Below are 26,114 nucleotides of genomic sequence, written 5' to 3'. Positions count from 1 at the left end.
GGGCGGACGGATGCGCATCGAAGCAATGTCAGACGGGTGGGGGTCGGGGAGGCGCGTATGAGCGTTTTGGGGTGGCCCAGCGGGCCGGCGCACGCCGGCGGCGACGGCGACGATTCGCGGGTCTTCGGATACGCCCTGGCCGGGGCCTTCGTGCTGGAGATCGCGCTGGTCGCGCTCGTGGCCCTGTGGCCGCGCAGCGTGCCGCGCACGGTGCGTCCAAGCTCGATCGCGGTGCAGATGGTGGCGCTCCCGAGGCCCGTGCCACCGCAGCCCAAGCCGCGGCCGCGGCCTGTGGTGCCGCCGCCTCTGGTCCATAAGATTCCACCCAAGCCGATCGTGACCAGGGCCCCGGTGCACGAGGTGGTGCCGCCGCCCGTAAAACCCAAGGTGGTCCCGAAGACGGTACCCGTGGTGCCGCCGCACAGGCCCAGACCGGTGGCACGGCCCCATAAGGCCGTGCCGATGAAGCCCCATAAGCCGGCGCCCGCGCCCAGTCCGTCGCCGCAACTCCTCGCCTCGCTCATGTCGCGCTACGTGGGCCTCGTGCGGCCCATGATACAGGGGCACTTGCGCGTGCCGGCGATGCTGAAGGCCATGGGCCTTTCCGGCCACTCTACGATAGAATTTCGGCTGTCTCCGAGCGGGCGCCTGCTGTGGGCCAAGGTCCTTGTGCCCAGTCACATTCGGGCGGTCAACGGCGCCGCGCTTGCGGCCGTCGAGCGCGGTCACTTCCCGCCGTTCCTAAAGCGCATGCCCAAGCGGGATACGACCTTCGAGATCACCGTACACATCAGTGGCGACGGTTCATGAGCGGCATCGGACGTGGCATAAGCAGGGGGGCCAAACCATGGCGCGCGAACGGCATTCTCTAGGGGCGACCGGCGCGGATCAACGCCGGGGCTCCTCGTGGGGGGCGCTCTTCATATGGCTCGCCGCCACCATGACCGCCTCGACCATTCCCTTGGGCGGCATCATGGCGCAGGCATTCCCGGGCGCGCCGTTTTTGTGGGTGATGCTGGCGGCATCCGGGTGTTTCCTTTTGGTCGGCATCGTGAGCATCCCGGGATTCGTCTATGGTCTGCCGACCATGGTGGTGTCGGAGCACCTATTCGGCGCGCGCGCCAATCGTGCCATATCGGCGGCCAATTGGCTCTCCCAGGTGGGGTGGGAGAGCGTTGTCCTTGTGATCGTCATCTATATCGTGCGCAGTCTGTTGTTTCAAGGCGAGGTCGTCTATCCGCTGAGTGCGACACTGATCGCGCTCGTGGTGTCGCTGCTCGCCAACTTCACAGTCCCGCTCCTCGGCTACCGCGCCATCGTCGCGGCGCAGAAGGCGGGCGCCGTGCTTCTCATGCTGTTTTCGATCGTCATCCTTTTTCATGTACCCTTAAAGGCAAGCCTTCTGGGTACCCGAACGGCCGTGTCGGTGACCACGCTGCATGAGGCCCTGGGCGCCTTGTCTTTGGGGCTCATGGGCGGGGCGCTTTCCTGGACCATGTTCGCGTCCGACTACTCCCGGTTCACGCGTGGTGACACGCCGCTTGCGCGCGTCGCGCTGGCCCCTACGGCCGGTGGTTTCCTGGGGTCGTTCGTGATCCTCTTTGTGTCCGTGGCCTTGTATCAGGCGGGCGGGGTGACATTCGGCAGGGACGGTATCGCCTTTCCGCGTGGTATGTTTCATAGCGAGGTCCTGTATTATGGTTTTTGCCTGTTTGCGGTCATGGGCTTGCTCGCCTCGAACTTCTTGAACGCGTTCAGCTCGGCCTTTAGCCTTGCCGTGACCCTGCGGCGTGACTTGAATCGGCGCCTCTCGACCTTCGTAGATGCCTCCATAGGCACGGCGATGGCGGTCTGGATCCTGTTTTATGCCCCGACCTTTCTGGACGTGTTCGAGACCTTCCTGTCGCTCCTCATCATCGTAGCCGCCCCTTGGACGGGCGTGGTCGTCGTGCAGATACTGGGGGACCTTTGGGGCAAGGGATTGCCGCCGGACCCGGCATCATGGGCCGAGGGCCGTCGCCGGCGCGTGGGGGTCCTGGTAATCGCGATCGTGGCGAGCGCCCTTTTTTCGAGCAACCCGCTATGGGTGGGTTATGGCGCCCGCGCGCTCGGGGGGGTCGACATTTCGCCGCTGGTCGGTTTCGCCTTGGCCGCGCTGCTTGCCGTGGTTGCGCGTCTTGCGCGTGGGGCACCGCAGCCGGCCGGTCTCGAGCGGGCCAAGGCCGGCGCACCCCCCTTGTAGCGTGACGGGCGGCCTCGCAGCCGCTGCGCGCAACACGGTGCATGCCAGGGCGGGCGTGACTCATGCCCAGCGGATGGCTTCGGCGAGGGCTGCGCGACCCGCAGCGCGGCACGACGGCAGATGGCGCCTGTCCCCGGCACGCCCTACCATAGGGCGTTCCTGATGGAGAGAGGATGTCGTGTGTGCGCCATCACCGAATGGAGCTTTGCCCGTGCCGACGAGGCCGCCGCCCTCGCCGACCTCGTGAACGACGCCTATCGCGCCACCGGCCCGGTCAAGGGCTGGACGAGCGAGGCGCATCTTTTGGGCGGACAACGCATCGATGCCGATATGCTGCGCGAGATCCTCGCGCGCGATGACAGCCGCATTCTCCAGACGCATGTCGCGGGGACGTTGTGCGGCTGTATCCATCTCGAAAAGACGCCACCGACAGGGGTCGATCTCGGGCTTTTCGCGATCCGTCCCGGTCTACAGGGCCGGGGCCTGGGGCGGTCTGTGATCGAGCATGCCGAACGCTGGGCCGTGACTCGCTGGGGCACACGCCGCGCCGAGATCACGGTGATCGATCTGCGGCAGGATCTCGTCGCCTGGTATCGACGCATGGGTTATGATTTTACCGGCGAGCGCCGGGCCTTTCCTTATGGAGACGAACGCTTTGGCATCCCGAAGCGGCGCGACTTGGCGTTCACGGTGATGCGCAAGGCCTTGCCCGACCACGGAGTGTCCTGAGGGCCGGGCGTTGCGGTACGTTGTGCGCGGGCAAGGTGGTCGTGCTGGTCTTCGACGCGTGGCGGGTGAGCCGGGGCCCTTTGGTTGTTCGCAATCCTTGCCATCGGGTCGTCTTCCTCGTTTCTGAACGGATGGATGGCGATGGCGTCTGGCCCCCGCGAGCCCCTCCCGGAGGCCGGCCGCGTGCTGCAGGTCGGCCTGGTCTATGATGTTTGGTCGACCCACGGATTCAGGACGGGCACCTTTGCGCGCGAATAGTCGGCCGTGTCGCGGGTCACGACCGTCAGGCCATGGTGACGGGCGGTGGCTGCGATGATCAAGTCGGGCTGCGAAAACGTGTGTCCGGCCTTGCGGCCGTCCTCGACGAGAAGACGCCACTTCAACATCACGTCCTCGGAAACGTCGAGGACACGCTGCTCGAACATCGGACGCACCTTGGTCGTCAGCCAATCGTTGAGTTCGGCGCGGTGGATGGCGTCATCGACCATCTCGATGCCGTATCGAATCTCGGCAAACGTCACCGTGCTGACGAAGAGCTGTTCCAGCGGTTGCGTCGCGACGAACGCGACGACGCGTGTTTCGGGGCGGGGTCGGCGGAGTTCAGAAATGACGTTGGTGTCGAGCAGCCAACCGCTCACAACTCGACATCCCGCACCGGCATGGGTGAGCGATGCGGTGTGATTTCGATATCACGATGGGGTGACGTTTGAAGCGCGTCGATGAGCCGTTGCCCGGTGCACTCGCCCTTGAGCCGCCGGAACTCTTCGACATTGATGACCACCACCGCGTCCTGGCCATGCAGCGTGACGCACTGCGGCCCTTCGCTGCGCGCCAGGCGCACGAGTTCGCTAAACCGTGCTTTCGCATCCTGAAGGCGCCATCGCCCCTGAGGTGACCGGGGGAGGGCGCCGGCGTGGGCGTTGTGTTTTCTGGTCATGGTGACCAGGCTAGCACGCCGCCGAGATCAGAGGCAACTCTCTGAGGTGCTGTCCAGCAATTCTCAATGTGAAGCGACAGCGCCTGGATCACCCGGTGACGATGCAAGAATGCGTCTGTCTGGACGCGCCTGTGCCGGATGTTGGGCGCCTTCTCGTCATGCGGGACGCCCCGGTGACGATGCAAGAATGCGTCTGTCTGGACGCGCCTGTGCCGGATGTTGGGCGCCTTCTCGTCATGCGGGACGCCACTCGGTGCCCATGGTCAGCGCCACATTGAGAATTGCTGGGTGCTGTCTTGCCCCCATGGCTTATGGTATCGCCGAGAATGGTCTCCTCGACGGGCGGGGCGGATCCTTGTCGCCCTGGTGTGTCTCGTCGGGTTCGGGCGTCCTCCTGTGTCGCAGGGGTAGCTGCCGGGCCGTTTGACTTGGGCTTCGGGCCGCCTTGAGTTTGTGTCGGTCAGCCGATCCACGCCTCGCCGGAAACCGCGCGCGGGGGCCTATACCGCGCCGCTGCCGTCTTCCCGACACGCGGCAGGCGATTGCATCATTGTGGTGAGACTTCCGGGACCCGCCTGGTCACCGCGGCCGTGTGGTGATGCGCGTGTGGGCCCCGATCCCATGGGGTGATGGCGAGGCCGATGCTACCGGGCGCGCCGTGTGTCATTCGGTCGCCGGCGAAACGTAAGGGGCGGGCGCAACAAACCGGGCGCTTTCAGTCCCTACGTAAGGGGGGCTCCAGGCGCGCATGTGACGATGGCATTTTTGCCCATGGTCTTGGCCTGATACATGCGTTCATCGGCGAGCGCGACCAACGCCTGCCAGCGTGTCACGCCGTCAGCGCGCCATTCCGCGACCCCGATACTGAAGGTGAGGGGTGTGCCATCTGGTCGTCGTAGCGCGGGCAGGCGATGGCGGATCAGGTGATCGGCATGATGGCAGTCCGTATAGGGCAGCACCAGCACGAATTCCTCGCCACCCCAACGCAGGATGGTGTCGCTCTTGCGTAAGGTCGCGTGCCAGGCCTGTGCGGCCTCCTTGAGCAGTCGGTCCCCGCTCTCATGGCCTGCCGTGTCGTTGACCTGCTTGAAGTCATCGAGATCCACAAACGCAAGGGCCAGCGGGTAGCCATGGCGCTGCGCCAGCGCGAACTGCAGCGCAATGAGTTCGTTCCCGCTGCCGCGATTCAGGGTTCCGGTCAACGGGTCGATTACGGATGTCGCAAACAGCGAGCGCAGGATCTGGAGTTGGCTTATCGCCGACAGGCCGCCGACCGCGGCTACGAGCGCGAGCAGCCAGAGTACCGCCACGGCGTCGAGGGTCGGCATCATGAAGGCATCGCGATCCACGACCGGGATCGCAAAGACCACGAGGAGCGGTAGCGTCAACGCACCCAGTTCCCGTACCGTCAATGGGAAGATACTGAGGCCGGCCATCATCATGAAGGGCAGGAATGCGTAGCTGCTGGCCATGACTGTACCGAATCGATCCAGGGACGCGTGCGCCAAAACCGCGTGCGAGAAGAGATAGAACGCCGCGGGTATGAGAAACAGCAAGGCCAGGGCGCGGTGCGCTTTTTTGAGACTCGTTGCCTCACGGGAACGCATCGCCAGCACGGCGAAGCCCACGCTGGCGATGATACGCCCCAACGCCAGGGGCTGCCAGATCGACTGAGGGAAGACCCACGCGTCCACGGGTATCCATAGCGGCGTGAGTATGGCGAACAACATCGCCATGAGCCGCGCGCGCGACAGTAGGAAGCGGGCGCGGTGGTGACCGAACATCATGGGATGTTGTTTCGCGTTCAGGAGATCGGCCAGCGCGCCCGGATGCACGGGAAAGAAGCCACTGACGAAGCGAACCCATCCGGCGATCGCATGGCCGTCCGCGGGCCCCGTCTCGGGTTGATGCGTGTCAGACATGAACTGCTCCCCTCGATCGTTGGCGCGCAGGTCGCGCCTTCGTTATGTCCGCGCACCTGGCCCCGGGTCGACTGCGGGCCCAGGCCGAGGCCGTAGATGCGCTCATGTGAATCTCGCACGGGGGGCGGGTCGTGATCGGCGGGACGCGAGGTTTTCGGGGTCCGGATTCGTCCGGGCCCGTTTCATTGCCCGTGCGTCGGGGCGCTCGTGCGCTGATGGTCTTCATGGGCGGGTGGGGAAACTGTTATCCCGATGGCCGCTTGTCTTTCATCTTCGATGCCAGGCCGCGGGCCCGCGTCAAGGTCTGAATGAGCATGTCGCCCGCGGCATCGGCGGTGGCGGCGTAGCTTATCACCCCGTTTTCATGGCCACCCATGACCAGAAGTCCGGTTGCGCGGCTATCGGGCAGGGCCAGGAGGGTCTGGACCTCGCGGGCCATCTCCGGGGTCCCATAGGGCACGCGGCGATCGGTCGACGGGAGTCCGAGGGCGTCGGCGTGTGACCAGATCTCGGGGGAGTGGCCGTGGAATACATAACGCACATCGGCCAGCAATGCGTAGAAGATGGCATGCGTCAGGGATTCCGAGGAGGGGGGTGCCGGTCCCTCGGCGTCGATGCGGTTGGCGGCCAGATCCCAGCCCGTCACGAGACTGTAGTCTTTGGGTGTGAGCGTGGGTTTGTGGCCGGTCTGGGTCGCGGTGATCAGAAAGCACCCCCTGCGCTCTTGCGCGTCGAAGCGCTCACTTACGTTTCCAAAGCCGATAGGGCCTGCCGCGGTGAGCTCCTGTCCTATGAGCCCGAGATCGAAGAGTATCCGCCGCCAGGCCTGCAGGGTGGCAAGGCGCGCGGCCATGAGCGGTGCGCCACGGGTGTAGTAAAGTGTGAACTTCGTGACGCCTTCGCGCTCGGGGGCCAAAGGATCGTTTCCGCCGCCCTTTTCTAGAACTCCCATCCCGCACCCATTCCCCAGTAGTGGCGGTAGCCGCCCAGCGCCCCGGACAGCCGTTGCCCGATCTCGGCATCCACCTCGATGTGTCGCGTTATGAGATACTGCACGCCCCCATCGGTGTCCCAGCCACTGCCGGCCCCTTGGGCGGTGTGGGTCTGCCCATAGACCTCGGCGTACAGCTGCCAGCGCGGATCGATGAGCCAGGTGGCGGTGAAATCCGGGTTCAGGCTCGTGTAGCGCCGCCCCGCCCTATCATAAAGACTCGTGACGCCGAGCATGAGCCCGAGCGCGACGCTCGGCGTGAGGCTGTACCCGACAATCCCGTTTACGGCGGTCCCCCAGCCATCCGTGGTGCCGGCGGCATTGTGCGTCCCGGGCGCGGTGAACAGGACCTCGCCGGTATAGATCCAGTGGCGGGTATAGCCCCATTCGTGCTTGAGCCCCATGACCACCGCGCTGTAATCGGTCTCGCCCCCGCTTTCATTGCCTGCATAGGTCGCATTCGGGGGCAGGAGCACGAATTCGTTACGATGGGGCAGACCGAATCGCAGCTCCGCCTGCGGGAGCGTTTGGCGCGTGCCGTCGTTCGTATTGAGATGGGCATAGCCCATTTCCACGATGGCGCGTCCCGGTTGAACCACGCAGGCGCTGTCGGCGATGGTCGGCCGGTCGAGCTCCGCGAGCAGACCCGAAGGGCCGGCACAGGGATTCGGGAGCGAAGGCATGGTCATGGCGGATACCGGCGCCGCGGCGAGCAGCCAGGGGATTGCGATGAGGATCGATGTCAGGCGCATGGTGTCTTGTCTTTGGGTGGATTTTGTGTGAGCCTCGAAACCGGCGAATGATACAGTAGCAGCCGCTACTTTGCATTACAGTCGATGATGGCGCAGCAATTCTAAAAGTAGAAACGATTATCACTTCTTGCCGGCTTACGCTAGGGGCCTTGAAGGCTTTTGGAGTTTTTCGCGCGCGTCGGTTACGAGGGGATAGAGGAAGACGCGCTTGGGACATGCGCCATGGCGTTCATGGTGGCGGTCTTGGCGGCCGCGGCCGGAGGTGAGACCGACGTCGATCCAGTGGGCGGCCCGATAGCAATGTCCGGTAAAGCGGGCGGGATCGACGAGGGTCTCGGCCAACAGGGGCTGGACGCCGTAGGCGGCCGTCCAATCGGTGGTGACCTGTCGCAGGGCAAGCGCCAGCACATGGGAGGCCAGGTTCTTGACGCGCACGTGGGGCAGGACCAGGAAGCGCGAGTTTGACACGGTGTGCTGCAGGCGCGCGGCCCGGGTGGCGTCGTCCCACCCGATCCACCGATCCCGCGCGCTCATGCGCCAGGCGGGCGAGGAGAACTGGAGGCAGCCCAGCACGTTTTCCTGGGCGGCCTTGATCAGGTAGCGCAGATGAGCGCCAAAGGGCACGCGGTGGCCGAGGTAATGATGACGCGCGACCAGGCTTCGCCACTGATCGCGTTGGGCGCATGTCTCCACGCGCTCGAGACGAACGGGCCTGAGCGCTTCGAGCGGAACATCGATGAGGGACGGTTCCGGGTCCCAGGCCATGCGCGTGGACGTAGCGGCGCCTTTGGGGCGGCCCGCCTTGAGTGCCGGCAGGCAGATGCGGCCGTTGTCATGCAACTTCTCGAGTAGCGCCCGGCATTCGATGGATTTCAGTTGGCCCTTGGGGCGGCGCCAATCCAGGAGTTCGCATACCGTCAGCGCAAGCTCATGGCGGCTTAAGCGCCCATAGCGGCGGGCGAGCTCGACGATGAGCGCAAGCTGTGCCTCATCCAGCGGTTGGCCGCAGAAGCGGATATCGTCCATGTTTAACTACTGTCGGGCCCTTCGATTTCGAGGCCCTTGATCATGAAGTCGAGCAGGGCCTCGAAGCTCTCGAAGCACCAGTAGGTCGTAAGCGCCTGGATATCATGGAAGAATTTCGTGCGCGTGCCGAGATGCTCGCGTACCAGCCGGTACTTCTCGCTGACCATGCCCTGGAACGTATGCAGCAGGAAGGCCAGCAGGTTGAAGGTGGCAAAGAGCGAAGCGAGATGCTGTTCGCCGTGGCCGAAATTGTGCTCGAGATGATAGCCCTTGGTCTTCATCACATTGTTGGCACCGTTCTCGATCTTCCATCGCGCCCGTCCCGCTTCGGCGATGCTTGCGACGTTGTCCGAGTCGAGCGCATGGCGGGTGATCCAGGCGTTGTGGTAGGTCTCCTGGCCGGAGGCATCCCTGGTGGTGAGCTCGAGCCAGTTGACCTTGAGGGCGTCGTCGCGATCGCGCAAGGGCACATCGGCGACGAAGCGGTAGGTATCGGTGTATACCGTTCTGCCTTTGCGCCACGTGACCTGATGGGTGGGGACCGCGTTGATGCGCTGGAGGTCGTTGATCCATTCGTAGACAGTGCCGTGGGAACTTGGCTTGCAGACGAAGATGAAGTTTCCCCCCGAGGCCAGGACTTGCTCGCAGAGGGGCTGACGCGCGTAGAGGTCGTCGCCCAGGAAGGTCGCGCCCCGCGCCGCGTAGCGGTTGCCATGGGCGGCAAACCAGCGCTTCGCGGCCATCGTTTCGCAGTCCTGCTTCGCGTGGCCATCCTGGGGCTCGACGAACTCCGGGGGCAGGCAGATGACTTCGTTGGATGCGGGCGTCACCACGACCGGACTGACCATCGTGTGGGAATAGCTCACCGAGCCATCCTTGTGCTCGGTCTTCGTGCACTGATGGCAATGGATGTCGGCGGATTGGTGGTATTGCGTCCCGTCCAAGGCCATGAGCAACGTGTCGGCCTCCGGGGAGGAAGAATCGAGCTTCACGCGAAACGAATCGATATGGCCGCCGGCATCGAGGGCATCGAAGATCTGCTCGAACAGGGGATAGACATGCTGGGGGTCGACCGGATCCAGCAGCTTACGGATGCAGGCATCGGTCGGGATCAACACCATCTCGAAGAGGTTCTGGGCATTGCTCCTCCCCTTGGTCTTCTCCATCGCTCTTTGATGGGCGAGAAACGACGGGCTCTGGGTATAGAATACCGAAAACGCCGCCAATGCGGCGTCTTCCATTGCGTAGACGCCATTCTTCCCCTTGCGCTGATCCGGCAGTCCCTTGAATACCTCCTTGATGGCGGTGATCATGGCGCCAAAGCTCAGGGATTTGAGTGTGAGAAATGGAAACGCCAAGCCGCACTCGCATGAGTTTTTATGACCCAGCGACGTTATACAACAATGCCCGGCTTTTGTCCAGCCCCCGAAGTCCGCTGGTATCGGGAGGGGCTCGTATTGAGAACTATTACCACATTTAGAATTGCTGATGATGGCGTGGACGGCAAGGGGATTCGTAGAGCTGCTCGCGGCCCACGGGATTTTCGGCCACGCACGCTCCCGATACCCGGACCTTCCCTGGCAACGAGCCGGCCATGCCGGACAAGGATGACACGATGAGCGAGGATTTAGTGCAAGCGGCGTCGCCTTACGGCTGTGACGAGACCGTGGAGCACCTGAAGGCGGCGGTTGCCGCGGTACCCATGGGCCTCGTGGCGCACATCAATGGGCAGGCCAATGCCGCCAGGAAGGGTCTTACCGTCGACTGCGATCAGATCTTGGAGATCTTTCGCCCGGATTTCGCGGTGCGCGTGTGGACCGCGCGCAAGGAGGCGGGGCTCGACATCCCGTTGCGTCTCCACATCTATGTCCGGGGCGGGCGCACGACGGTGGCGTACCGCCGCCCTTCGCGCGTGTTCGCGCCCTATGGTCACCCGGATCTCGACACCCTGGGCGCGGAACTCGATACGCTCTTCGCCGAGATCGTCGCACGCGCGCTGGATTCCTGAGGCGGCGAGGCGCACCACGCCCTTGCCTTACACGCCTTGCGGGGATCCGCTTGCCGGATAGTTTGATGCGGGTGTCTAAAGGTGCCTGGGAGCGCCGGGGGTGATGCGCCACAATGGCGTCTGGCTTTCGAGGGTTCGTAGATGATTTTTCCTGTGTTCGTAACCCTTTACGGTCTGGCGCACGTCCTCATATGGCATGTCCTGACCGCCGGCCTGGGCTTGTCGCAGCCCGAACGCCTAGGTCTTGGTGGGGCGCTTGCGGGTCTCGGGCTGACCCCGTTTCTTGCCCGGCGCCTCGATCGCCGAGGGTTCGAGCGGTTGGGCCGGGTGTTTTCCTGGATCGGCTACACCTGGGCCGGCCTGGTCCTGCTGTTTGTCATGGCGCGACTCGCCGCCGATCTGGTGTTGGCGGTTTCGTTCACGTTGGCCGGTGTGCCGCCCGCGCCTGCCGCCAGGCTCGTGTCGCTGGCGCTCACCCTGGGCCTTACCGCGGTCCTGGCGCTCTACGCCTTTATCGAGCGTTCACGCATTCGCGTCGAGACGGTCGACATACCGACTACGAAGGATGTCGGCCCTTCCGGGGTGCTGTGCATAGCCCAGGTCTCGGATGTGCATATAGGGTCCATGAATGGGCGGCGGCGCATCGAGACGCTCCTGAAGCGGTTGCGCGACCATGATCCCGATGTTGTGGTGTCGACCGGCGATCTGATCGATTCGCGGGCCGGTCTTGCGGTGCCCGTGACCGAGGTCTTGTCGGCCTTGAAGCCGCGCCTCGGAAAGTTCGCGGTCATCGGCAATCACGAGTGTTACGCGGGCCTTGCGCCCTCGCTCGCGTTCATGGAGCGCTGCGGGTTTATCGTGCTGCGCAATCGCGCGGTGACCGTTCCGGGTCTGCGGATCGTGGGCGTGGATGACCCGGTGGCCGGCCGGCCGGGTGAGTCGGCGAGAAACGAGGCGCGGGTCCTGCGCGGGCTGTCGGACGGGGTCTTTACGGTGCTGCTCAAGCATCGCCCCGAGGTGTTGCCCGGCGCGGAGACCCGCTTCGACCTGCAACTCTCCGGGCATACCCATAAGGGTCAGATCTTCCCCTTTGGCTTTCTGACCCGCCTCTACTATCCGGCGCACGCCGGGCTTTTTCGTCTGGCGCGCGCCTCTTATCTCTATGTGAGTCGCGGGACCGGGGCCTGGGGACCGCCGTTTCGCTTGCTTGCGCCGCCCGAGATCACGCTCTTTCGCGTGGGACCGGGACGCCTCGATCCCGGAGGGCAGCCGGCCCCGGTCGCGTCTCCCGCCCCGGTCAGCGCGGAGGAGGCGCCCGCGTCCACGGTGACCGCCTTCAGCGATCGGCGTTCCTAGGTCGCCTGTCCGGCGGTCATGCCGGGTTCGGCCAGGGTGGCCTCGTGTGCCGGCGGGGGTCTCGCCGGGATACGGATCCAGAAGGTGGCGCCGCGGGTGACATTGTTGCGCACCCCGATTTCGCCCTGATGAAGGGCGATCAACTCCTTGCAGATGGCAAGACCCAGTCCGGTGCTTTGCTCGTTCCCGGTGGGTTTGTTGCTGAGCGACTGGTAGGGCTGAAAGAGGCGCGCCTGATCCTGCGCGGAGAGCCCCGGGCCTTCATCGGCCACCTCGCACACGATGTACTCGCCGTCGATCAGGGTGGAGATCATGATCCGGGTCTTTGCCGGGCTGAATTTGATGGCGTTACCGATCAGGTTGTCGAGCACCTGCAGGAGGCGCAGTTCGTCGGCCAGGATGTGGGGCAGCCCCGGCGAGAACTTGAGGCCAAGCTCGATACCCTTGCCATGGGCGTAGCCGGAATTATGGGCCACGGCTTGCCGGACGATGGCGCCGAAGTCCGTGGGCTGTTTCTGCAGATGGATGCGACCGGCGCGGATGGCGCCCATATCGAGAAGCTCACCTATGATCTGTTGCATGTATTTCCCGGTATCGATCAGGAGATCCAAGGCCGATTGATCGTCGGCCGACATCGGTTCGCCGCTTTGTGCCGACAGCCGGATCTGGCTTGCGATATCGAGCATGAGCATGATCGGCTTTTTCAGGTCGTGGCTCGCGGTCCGCAGAAAGTGGTCGTTGACGTCCTTCAGCGCCTTTAGCGTGATCTGTGTGCGGACGCGGGCGCGCACCGTGCCCGCGTCAAAGGGTTTCACGACATAATCGTTGGCCCCGTCGCGCAATGCCGTCACGATATTCGCGCTATCGGATGATCCCGAGATGATGATGACCGGGAGGTTCAAGGGCGAGCGTTCGGTGCGGATGGTGTTCAGCAGGCTCAGGCCGTTGATGGCGCCTGGGAGGTGGAGATCGAGCAGGATAAGGTCGAAGTCCATGCCCGCAAGCTTCTCGATCGCCTCGCGGGCATCGCCCGCAAGTTGCACCATGTAGCCGTCGCGCTTCAAGCCGATGGCGAGCCCGGCGCGCAGTCCATCGTCGTCGTCCACCACGAGTATCCGCCGTCGCGGCGCATCGCCGCGGTCGCCGTTCGTTTCAGGCACCACACTCATCTGGCATCGTCCGGCATGGGTACACCCCGTTTGGGAAAGAATAGCCCAGGCCGCTTGTCTGACAAGGCGCTGCGCCCTACACGGGGGCGCAAGGCGCATCGCGCGCCTCGCAATGGATCAGCCTGGTGTCGCATCTTGCGGGCATAGAGCGCCTCTTAATGGAGAAGAAACAGTCACTTGCACGAAAGCGTGCGGGTTGGCCCCGTTTTTGCGAGGGATCGGGGAACGATCACATGAGAGGGGTTTCTATATGACTGAAGGCATGGCGCCCATGCGCATCGCCGCCAAGTATCGCACGCTCGTGTCCTCGATTGCCTTGTTCCTGGTACTCGATCTCTGCGTGCTGGTCTTGAACTTCACCCTGGCCTCGCAGATCCAGAGGAATGCGGTGGCGGTGAATCTCGCCGGCCGGCAACGCATGCTGTCGCAGCGCATGATGAAGGCCCTCTACCGGATCGATTATGCCGAAGATCATGACCGGAGCGCGGCCCCGGCCTTGGCGGAATTGCACGCCACGGTGGGTCTTTTCGATCACACCCTCAACGCCTTCGCCCACGGCGGCACCGTCCCCGGCGGCACCGGCCGGCCGGTGCATCTCGCGGCGGTGACCGGGGCCGCGGCCGAGGGTGTCTTGCGCGAGGCCTTCGCCTTATGGAAACCCTATCACCATCTCTTGAGCCGCGTATACCTCAACGCCCAGGGGTTGGCCCCCCATGACAGCCTGGGCCAGGCCATACGCTTCGTCTTGCGCGAGGCCTTCGCCTTATGGAAACCCTATCACCATCTCTTGAGCCGCGTATACCTCAACGCCCAGGGGTTGGCCCCCCATGACAGCCTGGGCCAGGCCATACGCTTCGGGGCCCATCACAATCTGCGGCTCCTCGGGCTCATGAACCAGCTCACCACGGCCATGCAGAATGTCGCCGCGGCCAAGGCCGCCCGCCTGCGCCTCATTCAGGTCACGGCCCTGATGCTCGCGCTCGCGAATTTCGCGCTGATCCTGTTCCATTTTCTGCGCCAACTCGCGGTGCGTGATCAGGCGCTCGAGGTCTATGAGCGCAGCTTGGAGAGGCTCGTCGCCGAAAAGGATGGCGAGATCGGGCGCATGAAGGCCCGTTACGAGGCGCTTTTGAACAAGGACGCGCCCAAGGCCTCGGAGGCCGAGCAGGCGCGCCGGCGGATCGCCGTCCACCATGCCCTCGGGCGCTTCCGGGAAAAGGGGCTGTCCGCCGACGACATCATGAATGCCATCGACCTCTTCGAGGAGCGTTACAATGCCTATCTGCACATCACCCTGACCGACTTCGTGCGCGACGTCACAAGACTCGCGCGCGTCCCCGATCTGCGCCCGGCCTTGCACGCCGAGGTCCTGAAGCAGTTCGGGCGGCCGCGACATCCAGATGACGTCGATCCGCTGCCAGCGGTGCGCGCTTACCGTCAGAGCCATAAGAATGACCCCGCGGAGACCGAGGTGGCCCCGCTGACCGCCTCGTTCGCGCTCGCCTTGGGTCAAGTACTCGACCGCCTCGAGGCCCTCGATCGCGGCAAGGCGATCAGTCTGCGCATGTTTCTCGCAACCCGCTTGCACAGTGTCGCGCTCGACGGCGCCGCCGCCGATGAGTTGCGTGACTACCTGGTAAAGCCGAGCCGACCGGCCCTGTCCGCGCCCGTGGCACTGCAGGCCGGACAGACCATTTTGCACATGGTCTGGGAATGGTGCCAGGACGGCTTCGGGGCGCGCATCACGCGCTCGGTGTTCCAAAAGAGCGTCGAAAAGGTGCGCGAGACGGGTTCCGGGCTGCTCGAGCTGTTTCCGCAGGCGGCGCTCGACGAGGCCGGCGCCCCTTAAGGGAGAGCAAGGTCGGGTCCGATGCGCGGACCCGACCTCACCGTGGTCCCGTCGCGCCTCGATACCTGCGATCCACCTGCAATCCTCGCAAGACCCCCGTAGGGCGCGCCGTTTGTACCGCCCGCCCCCTACACTCTTTGGATCGGTTCAGGCACCCAAGGCCCAGCGGTCGGGGCGGCCGGCCTCCTCGCGGCCCCGAGATTTCCGGCTTCGTTATCCGCTCCTAGAACGATGAGGCCCTCCTGCGGTTGCGTCCGCGTTTTCCATAGTATTGATATATAACAGAAATATATATCGGCACGCCATTTGCTTGGAGATGGGCGCGGGGCTGTCCCGCTCATCTTGGGAGAGACGTGCCGATGGCATGGGTGTATTTCGGCGTGATTGTCGTGTTCTTTGCCGCCTCGATCGGGTTTACCGCGCTGCTTGAGCGCCTGCGGAGGGGGTCATGAGCGTCTTTGTCTGGGTGGGGCTGGCCCTGGGGGTCGGCCTGTTCGTTTATCTCCTCGTGTTTTTGCTGAATCCGGAGCGTTTTCTATGACCTCGCCTGTCGAGACCCTGGTCGCCGTGCTGGTGGCCACCATCCTGTTGGCCCTGCCGCTTGGGGCCTACATGGCCCGTGTCTATAGCGGCGAGACCTTCTGGGCGACGCGCGCGCTGGGGCCCGTCGAGCGCCTCTTCTATCGCTTGGCGGGCATCCATCCGGACGACGAGATGGACTGGAAACGCTACGCCATAGCGCTGCTCATCTTCAATCTCCTGGGTACGGTCTTTTTGTACGCTCTTTTGCTGTGGCAGCGCGGGCTCCCGTTCAATCCCGAGCACTTCGCCAATGTCACGCACGCGCTGGCCTTCAACACCGCGGCGAGCTTCGTCACCAATACCAATTGGCAGGCCTATGGCGGCGAGTCGACGATGAGTTATCTGTCGCAGATGCTGGGCCTGGCGGTGCAGAACTTCCTGTCGGCAGCCACCGGTATCGTCATCGTGATCGCCATCATCCGCGGCCTCATCCGCGCCAAGAGCCGGCATCTCGGCAACTTCTGGGTGGACATGACACGCACCGTGCTCTATGTCCTGTTGCCCTTGGCAGTCATCCTCGGGCTCGTGCTCCTGGAGCAGGGTGCGCCCCAGACCCTGGGCGCTTATGTCCAGGCGCATCTCATTGCACCGTTTACAAGCGGCAAGACGCATGTCACCCATCAGACCATCGCCTTGGGTCCGGTGGCCTCGCAGGAGGCCATCAAGCAGCTCGGCAATAACGGCGGGGGCTTCTTCAATGCCAACTCCGCGCACCCCTTCGAGAGTCCGACGGCGTTCACCAACTATCTACAAATGATCGCGATGATCCTGATCCCGACCGCGCTCGTGTTCATGTTCGGTCACATGGTCAAGGATCGCCGCCAGAGCACCATGATCCTGTCGGCCATGCTGGTGCTGTTTGTGCCCTTGGCGCTCGCGAGCCTGCATTACGATCTCGCTGGCAACTCGCTGTTCCATGGTCTTTCCGTGAGCCAGGCGACGACCGCGGCCAACGCCGGGGGCGGCAATATGGTGGGCGTCGAGGACCGCTTCGGGGCCGGGAGCTCGGCGCTCTTTGGCAGTGTTGCCACGGCGACCTCGACCGGTGCCGCGAACAGCGCCTACGACTCCTTCATGCCCCTGTCCGGCCTCGTGAATCTCTTTTTCATGCAGCTTGGCGAGACGGCATTCGGGGGCGTGGGGTCGGGCCTTGCGACCATGTTGGCGTTCGTGGTGTTCGCGGTGTTCCTGGGCGGTCTCATGATCGGGCGCACGCCGGAGTATCTCGGCAAGAAGATCGAGTCCTTCGAGATCAAGATGGTGTCGTTGTCGATCCTCGTGATGCCCTTGCTGGTCCTGATCGGCACGTCGGTGGCGGTGGCGTTTGCCGCCGGGCGCGCCGGGTCGTTCAACCCCGGGGCGCATGGTTTCAGCGAGATCCTCTATGCCTTCACCAGCGCCTCGAACAATAACGGCAGCGCCTTCGGGGGGCTCAGTGCCGATACCACCTTTTATAACGTGGCCACCGGTCTGTGCATCCTGTTCGGGCGCTACTGGAGTTATCTGCCATTACTGGCCCTGGGCGGGTCGCTCGCCGCCAAGCAACGGCTTCCGGCGTCCGCCGGTACGCTCGGTGCCCACGGACCGCTGTTCGTGGGTCTGGTGGTGGGCGTGATCCTGCTCGTCGGGGCCTTGAACTTCTTCCCGGCCTTGGGGCTGGGACCGATCGCCGAGCAACTGACCCATGTGCACGCGCTCGCCGCGTCGAAATAAGGAAGGAGACAGTATGAATGCGAAAGCTGCCACCGCAGCGCGGACCTTCGCCTGGGACCGCCTGGCGCGCGAGGCCCTGACCGATAGTTTCCGCAAGCTGAACCTCCGTCATCAGCTGCGTAATCCCGTCATGTTTGTCGTCTATGTCGGGTCGTGGCTGGTGCTGGCGCTCTTTGTGCGCGACCTCGTCATCCATAAACCGGCGCTCGCCGCCTTCACCGGCGTGGTCGACGTCTGGCTGTGGCTGACGTTGCTGTTCGCCAACTTCTCCGAGTCGTTGGCCGAGGGTCAGGGCAAGGCGCAGGCCGCGAGCCTCAGGCAGGCGCGCCAGGAGGTCGAGGCCAAGCGCCTGAAGGAGCCGCGCCCCGACAGCCCGTTCGAGAAGGTGACGGGCATGGCCCTGCGCACGGGCGATCATGTCCTCGTGCAGGCCGGCGACATCATCCCCTCGGATGGCGAGGCGGTCGTGGGCATCGCCTCGGTCGACGAGAGCGCGATCACAGGCGAGAGCGCGCCGGTGATCCGCGAGGCCGCCGGGGATCGCAGCGCCGTGACCGGCGGCACCAAGGTGTTGTCGGACTGGCTTGTGGTGCGCATCACCGCGCAATCCGGCGAGACCTTCCTCGATCGCATGATCAAGATGGTGGAGGGCGCCTCGCGCCGCAAGACCCCAAACGAGATCGCGCTTAGCATCCTGCTTGTGGTGTTGACGCTCGTGTTTCTGGTGGTGACCATCACGCTGTTCCCGTTCTCGTGGTACAGCGTCCATTACGCGGCGCACGCCGGCCATGTGATCAGCATCACGGTGCTCGTGGCCCTGCTCGTATGCCTCATCCCGACGACCATAGGGGCGTTGCTGCCGGCGATCGGTATCGCCGGCATCATGCGGCTCTTGCGCGCCAATGTGGTTGCGACCTCCGGCCGCGCCATCGAGGCCGCGGGCGACGTCGATGTCTTGTTTCTCGACAAGACCGGGACGATCACCTACGGCAACCGGCAGGCGGCGGCCTTCCATGCCGTGGCCGGGGTCGCCGAGGCGCGGCTTGCCACCTGCGCCCGCCGGGCATCGCTCGCCGACGCCACCCCCGAGGGCAAGAGCATCGTGACACTCGCCGGCACGCGCTTTCCCCAGGAGATGGCGGCCTCGGGCGATAGCGAGGACGGGGTCCTGGTGCCGTTTAGCGCCGACACGCGCATGAGCGGCGTCGATGTCTCCGGGCGACGGATCCGCAAGGGGGCGCCCGACGCCATGCGCCAATGGGTGGCCAAAGAGGGCGGGGCCTGGCCGGAGGGCCTTGACCGCATGATCGACAAGGTGGCCTCGGGCGGGGCCACGCCACTCGTCGTTTGTGAAGACAGCGAGGCCCTGGGGGTGGTCGAACTGAAGGACATCGTCAAAAGCCGGATCCGCGAGCGGTTCGCGGCGCTGCGCACCATGGGCATCCGCACGGTCATGGTGACTGGCGATAACCCGCTCACCGCGCGCGCCATCGCCACCGAGGCCGGGGTCGACGATTTCATCGCCGAGGCTAAGCCCGAGGCCAAGCTCGCGCGCATCCAGGAGTACCACAAGGAAGGGCACATGGTGGCCATGACCGGCGACGGGACGAATGACGCCCCGGCGCTTGCCCAGGCCGACGTCGCGCTGTGCATGGCAAGCGGCACGCAGGCCGCGCGCGAGGCCGCGAACATGGTGGACTTGGACTCCAACCCGACCAAGCTTTTGGAGATCGTCGGGATCGGCAAGCAGCTTTTGATCACGCGCGGGTCGCTCACGACCTTCAGTGTCGCAAACGATGTCGCCAAGTACTTCGCGATCATCCCGGCGGCCTTCGTGAGCACCTATCCGGCGCTTGGGGCTCTGAACATCATGCATCTGAGTTCCCCCACGCACGCGATCCTGGCGGCGGTGATCTTCAACGCCGTGATCATCCCGCTTCTGATACCGCTGGCCTTGCGCGGTGTCCGCTACCGGGCGGCGGCGGCCAAGGACCTGCTGCGCCGCAATATCTGGATCTACGGGGTGGGCGGCATCATCGCGCCGTTTGTGGGCATAAAGCTCATCGATATGGTCTTGACATGGATATAGGAGGGGTGATGACGGCACGCGATATGCGGGCGGCGGTGGTATTGTTTCTTGTTCTCGCGGTCGTGACCGGGCTTATGTACCCGCTCGCCATGACCGGGGTAGCTCAGGCGCTGTTTCCGCGCCAGGCCAACGGATCGTTGATACGCGTCCATGGCCGGGTCGTGGGATCGGCGCTCATCGGGCAATACTTCCGGAGCCCCGGCCTGTTCTGGAGCCGTCCGTCGGCGACCTCGCCTACGCCCTACGACGCCGAGGCCTCGAGCGCCTCCAACCTGGGCCCCGACAATCCCGTGCTGCGCCAGCACGTGGCGGCGCGGGTGGCGGCCTTGCGCAAGGCCGATCCCCAGGAGCGGGGGCCGATACCGATCGATCTTGTGACCTCCTCGGCCTCGGGGCTCGATCCCGACATCAGCATCGCCGCCGCCCGCTATCAGGTGGCGCGTGTGGCGCATGTCACCAAGATCCCCAAGGCGCGGCTGGAGGCGCTCATCAAACGTTACACCACACCCCGTTCGCTCGGTTTCCTGGGCGAGCCCGTGGTCAACGTGGTGAAGCTCAATCTCGCCTTGTGGAAGATGCGCGGCGGTCACATTCGGGGCTGAACGCCATCGCTTGAGGGGCAGGGCCGCGTCCGCAAGGGCGCGGCCTTTTTTACGACCATTCCGCGACGTGTGAAACCCAAAGGGCACGCCTCCCCGGTGACCGGGTTCCCACGACAGGGGCACGGCCGCCCGGTGAACACTGGCGGCGCCATCGCAGCCGGTGTTGCCTTGTGGTGGTTATCGTTTACGTCCTCGCTATTGGCCTTCGGGCCGTCTCAGTGGCACGCCGGATACGGCAAGAGGCGTGCGCAGCGTGTAGCGCGCGATTTCGCGTCGGCCACCGTGACGCCTCGCGAGATAGAGGTGCACGCGGTATATGCCGCTGCGACCCGTCCCAAAATAATGCCGTCCGGCCAATCCCAGAGTGCGCGCCAGGCGGGCAAGATCGTCCGGCGCGTAGGGTCTCGTCCGCCGTCGGCGCCGGCTGATGAAGGCGCGGAGTCGGGACGTGGAGAGGCCGAGAACCCGCAGTACCGAGGCCGGGACGCTATTGACGTCGATCCGGCCGCCGTAGACGGGGTGGCGCGTGGTGAGATCGGCAAACCGCCAGGCCACGGGGGCCGTAAGCCGCGCACCCGCTCGAGAATCACTGTCGAGATACAAACTTTGCAGCTGTGCCAGGAGCGCGGGCGGGGATTCTGGGTGTCTGGCAAGCGCGTCCGCCAGTAATGGCAACAGCGCAGGCTGCCAGCCGGGGGCCAGGAGGCCGCCCGTGTCCTGGATGTGTACCACGATGGATCGGTGAGAAAAGGGTACGGCTACCACGCCCCGCCCCCAGACACCGGCGCGGGCAAAGCGAGGCGCTGTCCGAACCGCCCAGGCGGGCGCGCCCGGGGGAAGTGCCTGGCCCGACAAGAGCGCTGGCAAGAATAGCCGCAAGGCCTGGGTGCGGGCCGTGATATACGGTTGTTGCCGGACCTGCCAGAGAAGGGAGGTCATTTGGTTCGTGCGATTCTCGGCGATCACGAGCACGCTCGCCGCCAGTAGGAGGAACCAGAGCACCGTCAAGAGGGCCAGGCCGCGACTTGTGCTCATGGCCACGCCAATGCGTAGAGGAGGGGTGGTAGGTGCCGGTAGGTGGAATGGCGGCCACCCCTGATGTCGAGGCGAATCACGACCACGCGCGGGGCTACGGACGGGCGCGCAAGCGTGCGGCGCGGAATATGTCGGACCCAGAACGAGGGGTCTTGCGTACGGGCGGGTTGCAGGAGACCGGCAAATTGCGCCACGGCGACGTTTCGGAGCAGCACACCACGAAAGAGCGTTTCCCCCGGTTTGTCGTCACGGCGTACGCCCCGCAATGTCAGCGACAGGGTGTGGCGCGCGGGATGGAAGATGTAACTGTAGAAATAGCGCGCCGGGGGCAGGGCCCGATAGGCGGCGCCGGATAGGAACAGGAGCCGATGGGCGGACAGGGCGATGTCGCCCGGGCGAGTGGCGGCGAGTTCATGGCGAAGGGCGCCGTTCACCAGCAGGAACTGCCTGACCTGCCGTGCGCGGGGAGCCGCATGGCGTTCGGTCAGGACGATGTCATGCAGAAACGCCGCAAGCCCGGCGATGAGCGCGGCGGTCAAGGCGATGGCCACGATGAGTTCCATCAACGTGAAGCCCGGCTGCGCGCTTCTCATCGTTGCACCCATAAATTTAGCGCGCGCCGGCGCGGGGCCTTCAAGATGATCTCTTCAATGGGCCGCCGCTTGCGGGAGCCCAAGAGAAGGAAGGAGGGACCGTCGTGCCGGGATACTGTGATCGGCCCAAAGACCAGCGGTGTTGCGAGGGATCCGCGGGCCCTCGCAGTGGCTGTCGTCATAACCATCGCATCCTGCAGGGCGAGACTTGTCTGCAGCGCCCTATGCGCGCGGCTCATCTGGCGCAAGAGCAGCGAGGATTCGTCAAGCATGGTCGCCGCCCCGGTCACGAAAATCGCCATGGCCACGACCACCTCAAGGAGGGTAAAGCCGTGTTCAGTGTGAGGCATGGAACAATACCCCGACCATGATGGGGAGGCGGCGAGCGCCTCGCTGAAAGATGATCGTCCCGGGTGTCGCGCTGCCGTCGGGATAAAATCGGAAGATGCGGCGGCCGTACGAGTCGCGGCCCACTTTTGCCGACACGGTCACCCTTATGGAATGGGGAACGCGCAGGGCACGCCGCCTGAGTGGCTTGTCCGAAACGAGGCCCCGAAGCGTGATCGTGCGCGTGCGCGGATCGATGCAGAGCTCTTCCACGACGCCTTGTGTCAAGGCCATGCGGCGCGCCAAATGGACGAGTGAGCGCGCGCGCCGACTATAAGCCGTGAGCGTCTCGTGTTGGCCAAAAAGCGGCAGGCCCACCAGCGCCATCGCGGCCGACATGATCACAAGGACTGCGATCAGCTCAAGAAGTGTGAGGCCTGACTGACGCATGATGCGCAGATCCTCGCGTGGTCCATGATGTGATGGGGGCGCCGTGCGCGGGTCCGTCACTCCAGAGGTCATAGGCGCCGTGTTTCCCGGGACAACGATAATGGTAGGGATGCCCCCAGGGATCGCGGGGCACGCCGTGTGCAAGATAAGGTCCGCTCCAACCGCGGACCCCGGGGGGCTTGCGCCGCAAGGCCATAAGACCAGCGGCGGTGACGGGATAATGTCCGACGTCCAGGCGATAGTTGTCGAGGGCGGAGCCGAGCAGGGTGATCTGCATGGCCGCGGTTCTCATTCGGGATTGATGGAGACGGGACCAGAGGTCGGGGCCTATCAGGCTCACCAAAAGCCCGAGTATCACCATCACCACAATGAGCTCGATGAGTGTAAGTCCCTGCTGGACGGATGGTCGCATGGATAGGTCGGACATAGGGCTGTCCTCAGGTCGAGATGTGGACGGTATTCAGGGCAAAGACCGCGGCCAGGATCGATACGACGACGGCGCCTACAATCAAGCCCATCACCAGGATGGCCGCGGGCTCGACCAGCGAGAGGGCCCGGTGGATCGCGCGATCGGTGTCATGTTCGAGACGGTCGGCGAGTGCCGACAAGACGTCGTCCATGCGTCCTGTCTCATTACCCATGGCGATGAATTGCCGCACGAAAGCCGGCAGCAAGGGCAACGACGCGACGGACTGCGCGGGACTCTCGCCTGCCACAAGGCGCTCGTGCCAGGTGTGGAGCATGGATCGCAAGGTGCCGGGGCCGGGCAGGGCCCAGATGTTTGTCAGGGCTTGTGTCAGGGGGATCCCGGCCGCGAGCAAGGCCGCCATGGTCCGAAACACTCGGCCGAGCTCTAAAGACACAATGATTGGACCCAATGCGGGGATGTGTAAGACAAGACGCTCCAGGGACGCGCGCCCTCCCGGGCTACGCCAGGCGCCCATAAGAAGGATGATGGATGCCAACACCCCCGATGAAAGGCCCATCATGTTGCGGTGCAAAAAGGTGGCCACGGCCAGGAGCGCGCGGGTGGCGGCCGGCAGGCGTATGGAGCTTCTGGCAAACATGGCCGCGAAGCGGGGGACGACGTCGATGAAAAGAAAGAGGAGGGACAAAAGCATCACGACGACGAGGAGCGCCGGGTAGATCGCCGCGTTCAGAATACCGGCGCGTATTTCCGCGCTACGCGCTATCGCCTTCTGGAGCCGCGCGAGCATGGCGCCGAGATCGCCCGTGAGCTCGCCGTTGTGTACGAGGCTCACGTAATGGGTTGGGATACCATCGACCTGCGCAAGACTCTCGCTCAGACTGATGCCGGCGCGCACATCGTGGCGGGCGTCTGCGATCAGGAGATGTGCCGCAGGCGGCAGACTCAAGGTCAAGGCCACCGTCAAGGATTGTTCGATCGTAAGCCCCGCCCGCAAGAGGCCGCTCAGGGCGTCTGTGAACGCGAGAAGAGTCGCGCGGTCGATACGACGACGACCGTGGTGGCGTACTGGGCTCGTGCCGCCCGCTTGCGTGTGCGGCACGAGACGCGTGGTCAGCAGTCCCTGCTGCTGCAGTCTGTGGGCCGCCTCATCGGCATCCGCGGCCTCGATCGGACCCGTGAAGAGCCGCCCACGCGCATCGATCCCTTGATAGATCCAGTCAGCCATGGGAGTGATCCGAGAGCGCTTGCGTCAAAGTCTCCGGCTCCCGTCCCGTGACCCGGGCCACCTCGGTGGCCGTCGTCAGCCCCGATGCCACTTTGTCGTGGCCCTCGTCGGCGAGCGTGCGATGGGGTGTATGGCGAAGCAGGTTTGCATAGGCGCTTGGAGGGGCGCCGCTTGCCAGCAGATCCCGAAGCGCGGGCGTCATGGCAAGGGTTTCGAAGAGACCGACCCGCCCCCGGTAGCCGGTCCCGTCGCACCGCGGACACGGCGAACCGGTAGGCGGCGCAGCCGAGTCTGTGGGGCTTGCGCACATCGGGCAGAGGCGTCGTACAAGACGCTGGGCCACGATGCCCTTGAGGCTTTCGGCAAGCAGGGTCGATGCCACACCGAGCTCGCGCAGGCGGGCGATGGCGCCCAATGCATCGTTCGTATGGAGCGTGGATAAGAGGAGATGACCCGTCAGCGCGGCCTGAACGGCGATGCCGGCGGTTTCGGCGTCGCGGATCTCGCCGATCATGAGGACATCGGGATCTTGACGCAGAAGGGCCCGCAGTCCTTGCGCGAACCCGAGTCCCAGGTCGGGACGCACGGCGATCTGCACGACATCTTTCAGTTGATATTCGATGGGATCCTCCAGCGTGATGATTTTGCGACGAGCGGCATCGATCTCTTTCAGGGCGCAATAGAGGGTCGTCATCTTGCCGCTGCCCGTCGGGCCCGTGGCCAGGATGAGGCCATGGGGAACGGCAATCGCGGTGCGCAACCAATGTTCATCGGTCGCTGCCAGTCCCAGATCCCCTAACACCACATCGCCAGAGCGGCATGTCAGAAGACGAAGGACGGTGTCTTTCCGGTAAGCATGCAAGAAACGGTTTTTTGTCCCTGCTAACGTTCGCTGCGTATTTCAACCGATGAGGAACGCAGCGAATGAACGAGACCAGGCAGACGATGGAAGGGCCGGGTAAGCATGCAAGAAACGGTTTTTTGTCCCTGCTAACGTTCGCTGCGTATTTCAACCGATGAGGAACGCAGCGAATGAACGAGACCAGGCAGACGATGGAAGGGCCGGAGGGCGGCGAGACGTTTGAGTCCACACGAGCGCTCTTCCAGCGCTGGCGGGAGAGCCGCCAGCGGGGCGCACGGATCCCCAAGGCCTTATGGGCCGCGGCCGTGGAGATGGCCCGGCAGTACGGGGTAGTACAGACTGCACAGCGTCTGCATGTGGATGGCCCGCGGCTCCTAAAGCGCATGGAGGGCGCGGGGTTCGCGAGGGCCGCCGACCCGCACACTGTGACCTTTGTCGCGTTGTCGAGATCGACACCCGCGGCCAGGACAGGAATCGCTGAGTGTGTCGTGGAGATTCAGAATGCGCGTGGGGGACGATGCGGGTAAGCTTGCAGGGCTCGGGGCTTACCCAGCTCGCACCGCTGTGTGCGGCCTTCTGGGGCGCGCCATGATCGCCATCACCCCGCACATGCGCGTGCTGGTGGCGGTGGAATCGGTGGACTTTCGGGTCGGCATCGACGGCTTGGCGCAACGCTGCCGGGCGGTCCTGCGCGAAGAGCCCTTTCAAGGCACGGTATTTCTCTTTCGCAGCCGCTCGCACACGGCGATCAAACTCCTCATCTATGACGGCCAGGGATTCTGGCTCTGTCACAAGCGCCTGTCACGCGGTCGGTTTCGTTATTGGCCCCAGGCTGCAGACGGGGTGGTGAGTGAGGCCTTAGCACACGAGGTGCAAGTCTTGCTGAGCGCGGGGGACCCAACGCAATCCCACGCCCCGCCGTTGTGGCGCCCGGTGGGCGCTAAGCGGGGGCCGCGCTCGCCGGCTGCGGTCCCGCGGGGCGGGGACGAGGCCGGGCTTGGGGTGGGGGCTTGCGTTCCATAACCACGCGCGGTAAGATCTGTCCCCATGGAGATCTTATTACGCTATCGCGGCCGCGCCGTCACGACCACCGACGCGCATTTCATCCGTGCCTTGATCGCCGCCCACCCCGAGCAAAGCCGGCGGGCGTTGTCGGCGACGCTCTGCCAGGCCTGGGAATCGCGGCCGCGCCGTCACGACCACCGACGCGCATTTCATCCGTGCC

The 26,114-nt window shown here is 64.6% G+C and carries 27 protein-coding genes; 12 read left to right on the top strand and 15 right to left on the bottom strand.

What is annotated here, in order from left to right; genetic code table 11:
• The first annotated feature begins 57 nt into the window (after positions 1 to 57).
• From C4901_RS13365 to C4901_RS13355, 3 genes are all read left to right on the top strand, one after another.
• On the top strand, positions 58 to 810 hold the full coding sequence (locus tag C4901_RS13365) for a TonB family protein (RefSeq protein WP_110137754.1): 753 nt from the start codon (positions 58 to 60) through the stop codon (positions 808 to 810).
• 37 nt (positions 811 to 847) lie between these two features.
• Positions 848 to 2,242 (top strand): cytosine permease, encoded by a 1,395-nt coding sequence (locus tag C4901_RS13360; RefSeq protein WP_110137753.1) that lies wholly within the window; start codon positions 848 to 850, stop codon positions 2,240 to 2,242.
• A 180-nt stretch (positions 2,243 to 2,422) separates the two neighbouring features.
• Positions 2,423 to 2,971, top strand: a complete 549-nt coding sequence (locus C4901_RS13355) for a GNAT family N-acetyltransferase (protein WP_168185738.1) — start codon at positions 2,423 to 2,425, stop codon at positions 2,969 to 2,971.
• Positions 2,972 to 3,174: 203 nt separating this feature from the next.
• On the opposite strand, the gene C4901_RS13350 is transcribed toward C4901_RS13355, so the two are convergent.
• From C4901_RS13350 to C4901_RS13320, 7 genes are all read right to left on the bottom strand, one after another.
• Entirely contained in the window at positions 3,175 to 3,609 is a 435-nt protein-coding gene (locus tag C4901_RS13350; RefSeq protein ID WP_110137751.1) for a type II toxin-antitoxin system VapC family toxin, read from the bottom strand.
• A complete protein-coding gene (locus C4901_RS13345) occupies positions 3,606 to 3,908 on the bottom strand; it encodes a type II toxin-antitoxin system Phd/YefM family antitoxin (protein WP_110137750.1) in 303 nt (100 codons plus the stop codon). Before C4901_RS13345 ends, C4901_RS13350 begins: the two co-directional genes overlap by 4 nt.
• 722 nt (positions 3,909 to 4,630) lie before the next feature.
• Complete coding sequence (locus tag C4901_RS13340; protein WP_110137749.1) at positions 4,631 to 5,830, bottom strand: diguanylate cyclase; 1,200 nt, start codon at positions 5,828 to 5,830, stop codon at positions 4,631 to 4,633.
• Between the two features lie 244 nt (positions 5,831 to 6,074).
• Positions 6,075 to 6,782, bottom strand: a complete 708-nt coding sequence (locus C4901_RS13335) for a class II aldolase/adducin family protein (protein ID WP_110137748.1) — start codon at positions 6,780 to 6,782, stop codon at positions 6,075 to 6,077.
• Entirely contained in the window at positions 6,770 to 7,573 is an 804-nt protein-coding gene (locus tag C4901_RS13330) for a transporter (protein ID WP_110137747.1), read from the bottom strand. The genes C4901_RS13335 and C4901_RS13330 overlap by 13 nt, the downstream gene beginning before the upstream one ends.
• 135 nt (positions 7,574 to 7,708) lie before the next feature.
• Positions 7,709 to 8,599 (bottom strand): DUF4338 domain-containing protein, encoded by an 891-nt coding sequence (locus C4901_RS13325; RefSeq protein ID WP_110135819.1) that lies wholly within the window; start codon positions 8,597 to 8,599, stop codon positions 7,709 to 7,711.
• A gap of 2 nt (positions 8,600 to 8,601) precedes the next feature.
• Positions 8,602 to 9,912 carry an ISNCY family transposase gene (locus tag C4901_RS13320; protein ID WP_110138618.1) on the bottom strand — a complete coding sequence of 437 codons (1,311 nt, stop codon included), beginning with the start codon at positions 9,910 to 9,912 and terminating at the stop codon, positions 8,602 to 8,604.
• 302 nt (positions 9,913 to 10,214) lie between these two features.
• Between C4901_RS13320 and C4901_RS13315 the strand changes: the two genes are divergently transcribed.
• Both C4901_RS13315 and C4901_RS13310 read left to right on the top strand, forming a co-directional pair.
• Positions 10,215 to 10,607, top strand: coding sequence for a DUF302 domain-containing protein (locus tag C4901_RS13315; protein WP_110138661.1), 393 nt, complete (start codon positions 10,215 to 10,217; stop codon positions 10,605 to 10,607).
• 153 nt (positions 10,608 to 10,760) lie between these two features.
• Positions 10,761 to 11,963 carry a metallophosphoesterase gene (locus tag C4901_RS13310; RefSeq protein ID WP_168185737.1) on the top strand — a complete coding sequence of 401 codons (1,203 nt, stop codon included), beginning with the start codon at positions 10,761 to 10,763 and terminating at the stop codon, positions 11,961 to 11,963.
• Here C4901_RS13310 and C4901_RS17355 read toward each other — a convergent pair.
• Positions 11,960 to 13,132 (bottom strand): HAMP domain-containing sensor histidine kinase, encoded by a 1,173-nt coding sequence (locus C4901_RS17355; protein WP_168185736.1) that lies wholly within the window; start codon positions 13,130 to 13,132, stop codon positions 11,960 to 11,962. The genes C4901_RS13310 and C4901_RS17355 overlap by 4 nt on opposite strands.
• A 250-nt stretch (positions 13,133 to 13,382) precedes the next feature.
• Between C4901_RS17355 and C4901_RS13295 the strand changes: the two genes are divergently transcribed.
• The 5 genes from C4901_RS13295 to kdpC all read left to right on the top strand — a co-directional run bounded on the left by C4901_RS13295 (position 13,383) and on the right by kdpC (position 19,967).
• On the top strand, positions 13,383 to 14,981 hold the full coding sequence (locus tag C4901_RS13295) for a type IV pili methyl-accepting chemotaxis transducer N-terminal domain-containing protein (protein ID WP_168185735.1): 1,599 nt from the start codon (positions 13,383 to 13,385) through the stop codon (positions 14,979 to 14,981).
• A gap of 448 nt (positions 14,982 to 15,429) precedes the next feature.
• Positions 15,430 to 15,522 carry a K(+)-transporting ATPase subunit F gene (gene kdpF / locus C4901_RS13290; protein WP_110137744.1) on the top strand — a complete coding sequence of 31 codons (93 nt, stop codon included), beginning with the start codon at positions 15,430 to 15,432 and terminating at the stop codon, positions 15,520 to 15,522.
• A complete protein-coding gene (gene kdpA / locus C4901_RS13285; RefSeq protein WP_110137743.1) occupies positions 15,519 to 17,276 on the top strand; it encodes a potassium-transporting ATPase subunit KdpA in 1,758 nt (585 codons plus the stop codon). The genes kdpF and kdpA overlap by 4 nt, the downstream gene beginning before the upstream one ends.
• A gap of 13 nt (positions 17,277 to 17,289) precedes the next feature.
• Complete coding sequence (gene kdpB / locus C4901_RS13280; RefSeq protein ID WP_110137742.1) at positions 17,290 to 19,365, top strand: potassium-transporting ATPase subunit KdpB; 2,076 nt, start codon at positions 17,290 to 17,292, stop codon at positions 19,363 to 19,365.
• Positions 19,366 to 19,373: 8 nt separating this feature from the next.
• Complete coding sequence (kdpC, locus tag C4901_RS13275) at positions 19,374 to 19,967, top strand: potassium-transporting ATPase subunit KdpC (protein WP_110137741.1); 594 nt, start codon at positions 19,374 to 19,376, stop codon at positions 19,965 to 19,967.
• Between the two features lie 195 nt (positions 19,968 to 20,162).
• On the opposite strand, the gene C4901_RS13270 is transcribed toward kdpC, so the two are convergent.
• The 7 genes from C4901_RS13270 to C4901_RS13240 are packed head-to-tail and all read right to left on the bottom strand — an operon-like array spanning position 20,163 to position 24,889.
• On the bottom strand, positions 20,163 to 21,002 hold the full coding sequence (locus tag C4901_RS13270) for a hypothetical protein (RefSeq protein WP_110137740.1): 840 nt from the start codon (positions 21,000 to 21,002) through the stop codon (positions 20,163 to 20,165).
• A complete protein-coding gene (locus C4901_RS13265) occupies positions 20,999 to 21,595 on the bottom strand; it encodes a prepilin-type N-terminal cleavage/methylation domain-containing protein (protein ID WP_168185733.1) in 597 nt (198 codons plus the stop codon). Before C4901_RS13265 ends, C4901_RS13270 begins: the two co-directional genes overlap by 4 nt.
• Positions 21,592 to 21,945 (bottom strand): type II secretion system protein J, encoded by a 354-nt coding sequence (locus C4901_RS13260; RefSeq protein WP_110137738.1) that lies wholly within the window; start codon positions 21,943 to 21,945, stop codon positions 21,592 to 21,594. The genes C4901_RS13265 and C4901_RS13260 overlap by 4 nt, the downstream gene beginning before the upstream one ends.
• The gene (locus C4901_RS13255) at positions 21,932 to 22,372 is read right to left on the bottom strand and encodes a Tfp pilus assembly protein FimT/FimU (RefSeq protein WP_168185732.1); all 441 of its coding nucleotides are present in this window, start codon (positions 22,370 to 22,372) and stop codon (positions 21,932 to 21,934) included. The genes C4901_RS13260 and C4901_RS13255 overlap by 14 nt, the downstream gene beginning before the upstream one ends.
• The gene (gene gspG / locus C4901_RS13250; RefSeq protein ID WP_110137736.1) at positions 22,344 to 22,799 is read right to left on the bottom strand and encodes a type II secretion system major pseudopilin GspG; all 456 of its coding nucleotides are present in this window, start codon (positions 22,797 to 22,799) and stop codon (positions 22,344 to 22,346) included. The genes C4901_RS13255 and gspG overlap by 29 nt, the downstream gene beginning before the upstream one ends.
• A 10-nt stretch (positions 22,800 to 22,809) precedes the next feature.
• Entirely contained in the window at positions 22,810 to 24,027 is a 1,218-nt protein-coding gene (locus tag C4901_RS13245; protein WP_110137735.1) for a type II secretion system F family protein, read from the bottom strand.
• Positions 24,020 to 24,889: a GspE/PulE family protein gene (locus C4901_RS13240; RefSeq protein ID WP_110137734.1), complete on the bottom strand. Its 870-nt coding sequence runs from the start codon at positions 24,887 to 24,889 to the stop codon at positions 24,020 to 24,022. The genes C4901_RS13245 and C4901_RS13240 overlap by 8 nt, the downstream gene beginning before the upstream one ends.
• Before the next feature lie 170 nt (positions 24,890 to 25,059).
• Here C4901_RS13240 and C4901_RS13235 point away from each other — a divergent pair, with 170 nt between their 5' ends.
• Positions 25,060 to 25,416 carry a hypothetical protein gene (locus C4901_RS13235; RefSeq protein WP_110137733.1) on the top strand — a complete coding sequence of 119 codons (357 nt, stop codon included), beginning with the start codon at positions 25,060 to 25,062 and terminating at the stop codon, positions 25,414 to 25,416.
• A 61-nt stretch (positions 25,417 to 25,477) separates the two neighbouring features.
• Positions 25,478 to 25,912, top strand: a complete 435-nt coding sequence (tnpB, locus tag C4901_RS13230) for an IS66 family insertion sequence element accessory protein TnpB (protein ID WP_168185730.1) — start codon at positions 25,478 to 25,480, stop codon at positions 25,910 to 25,912.
• Positions 25,913 to 26,114 lie beyond the last annotated feature (202 nt).

It is taken from the genome of Acidiferrobacter sp. SPIII_3 (assembly GCF_003184265.1).
Taxonomy (GTDB): Bacteria; Pseudomonadota; Gammaproteobacteria; order Acidiferrobacterales; family Acidiferrobacteraceae; genus Acidiferrobacter.
Note: the sequence above shows the minus strand (reverse complement) of the source record. Positions and strands in the feature narration are given on the sequence as shown.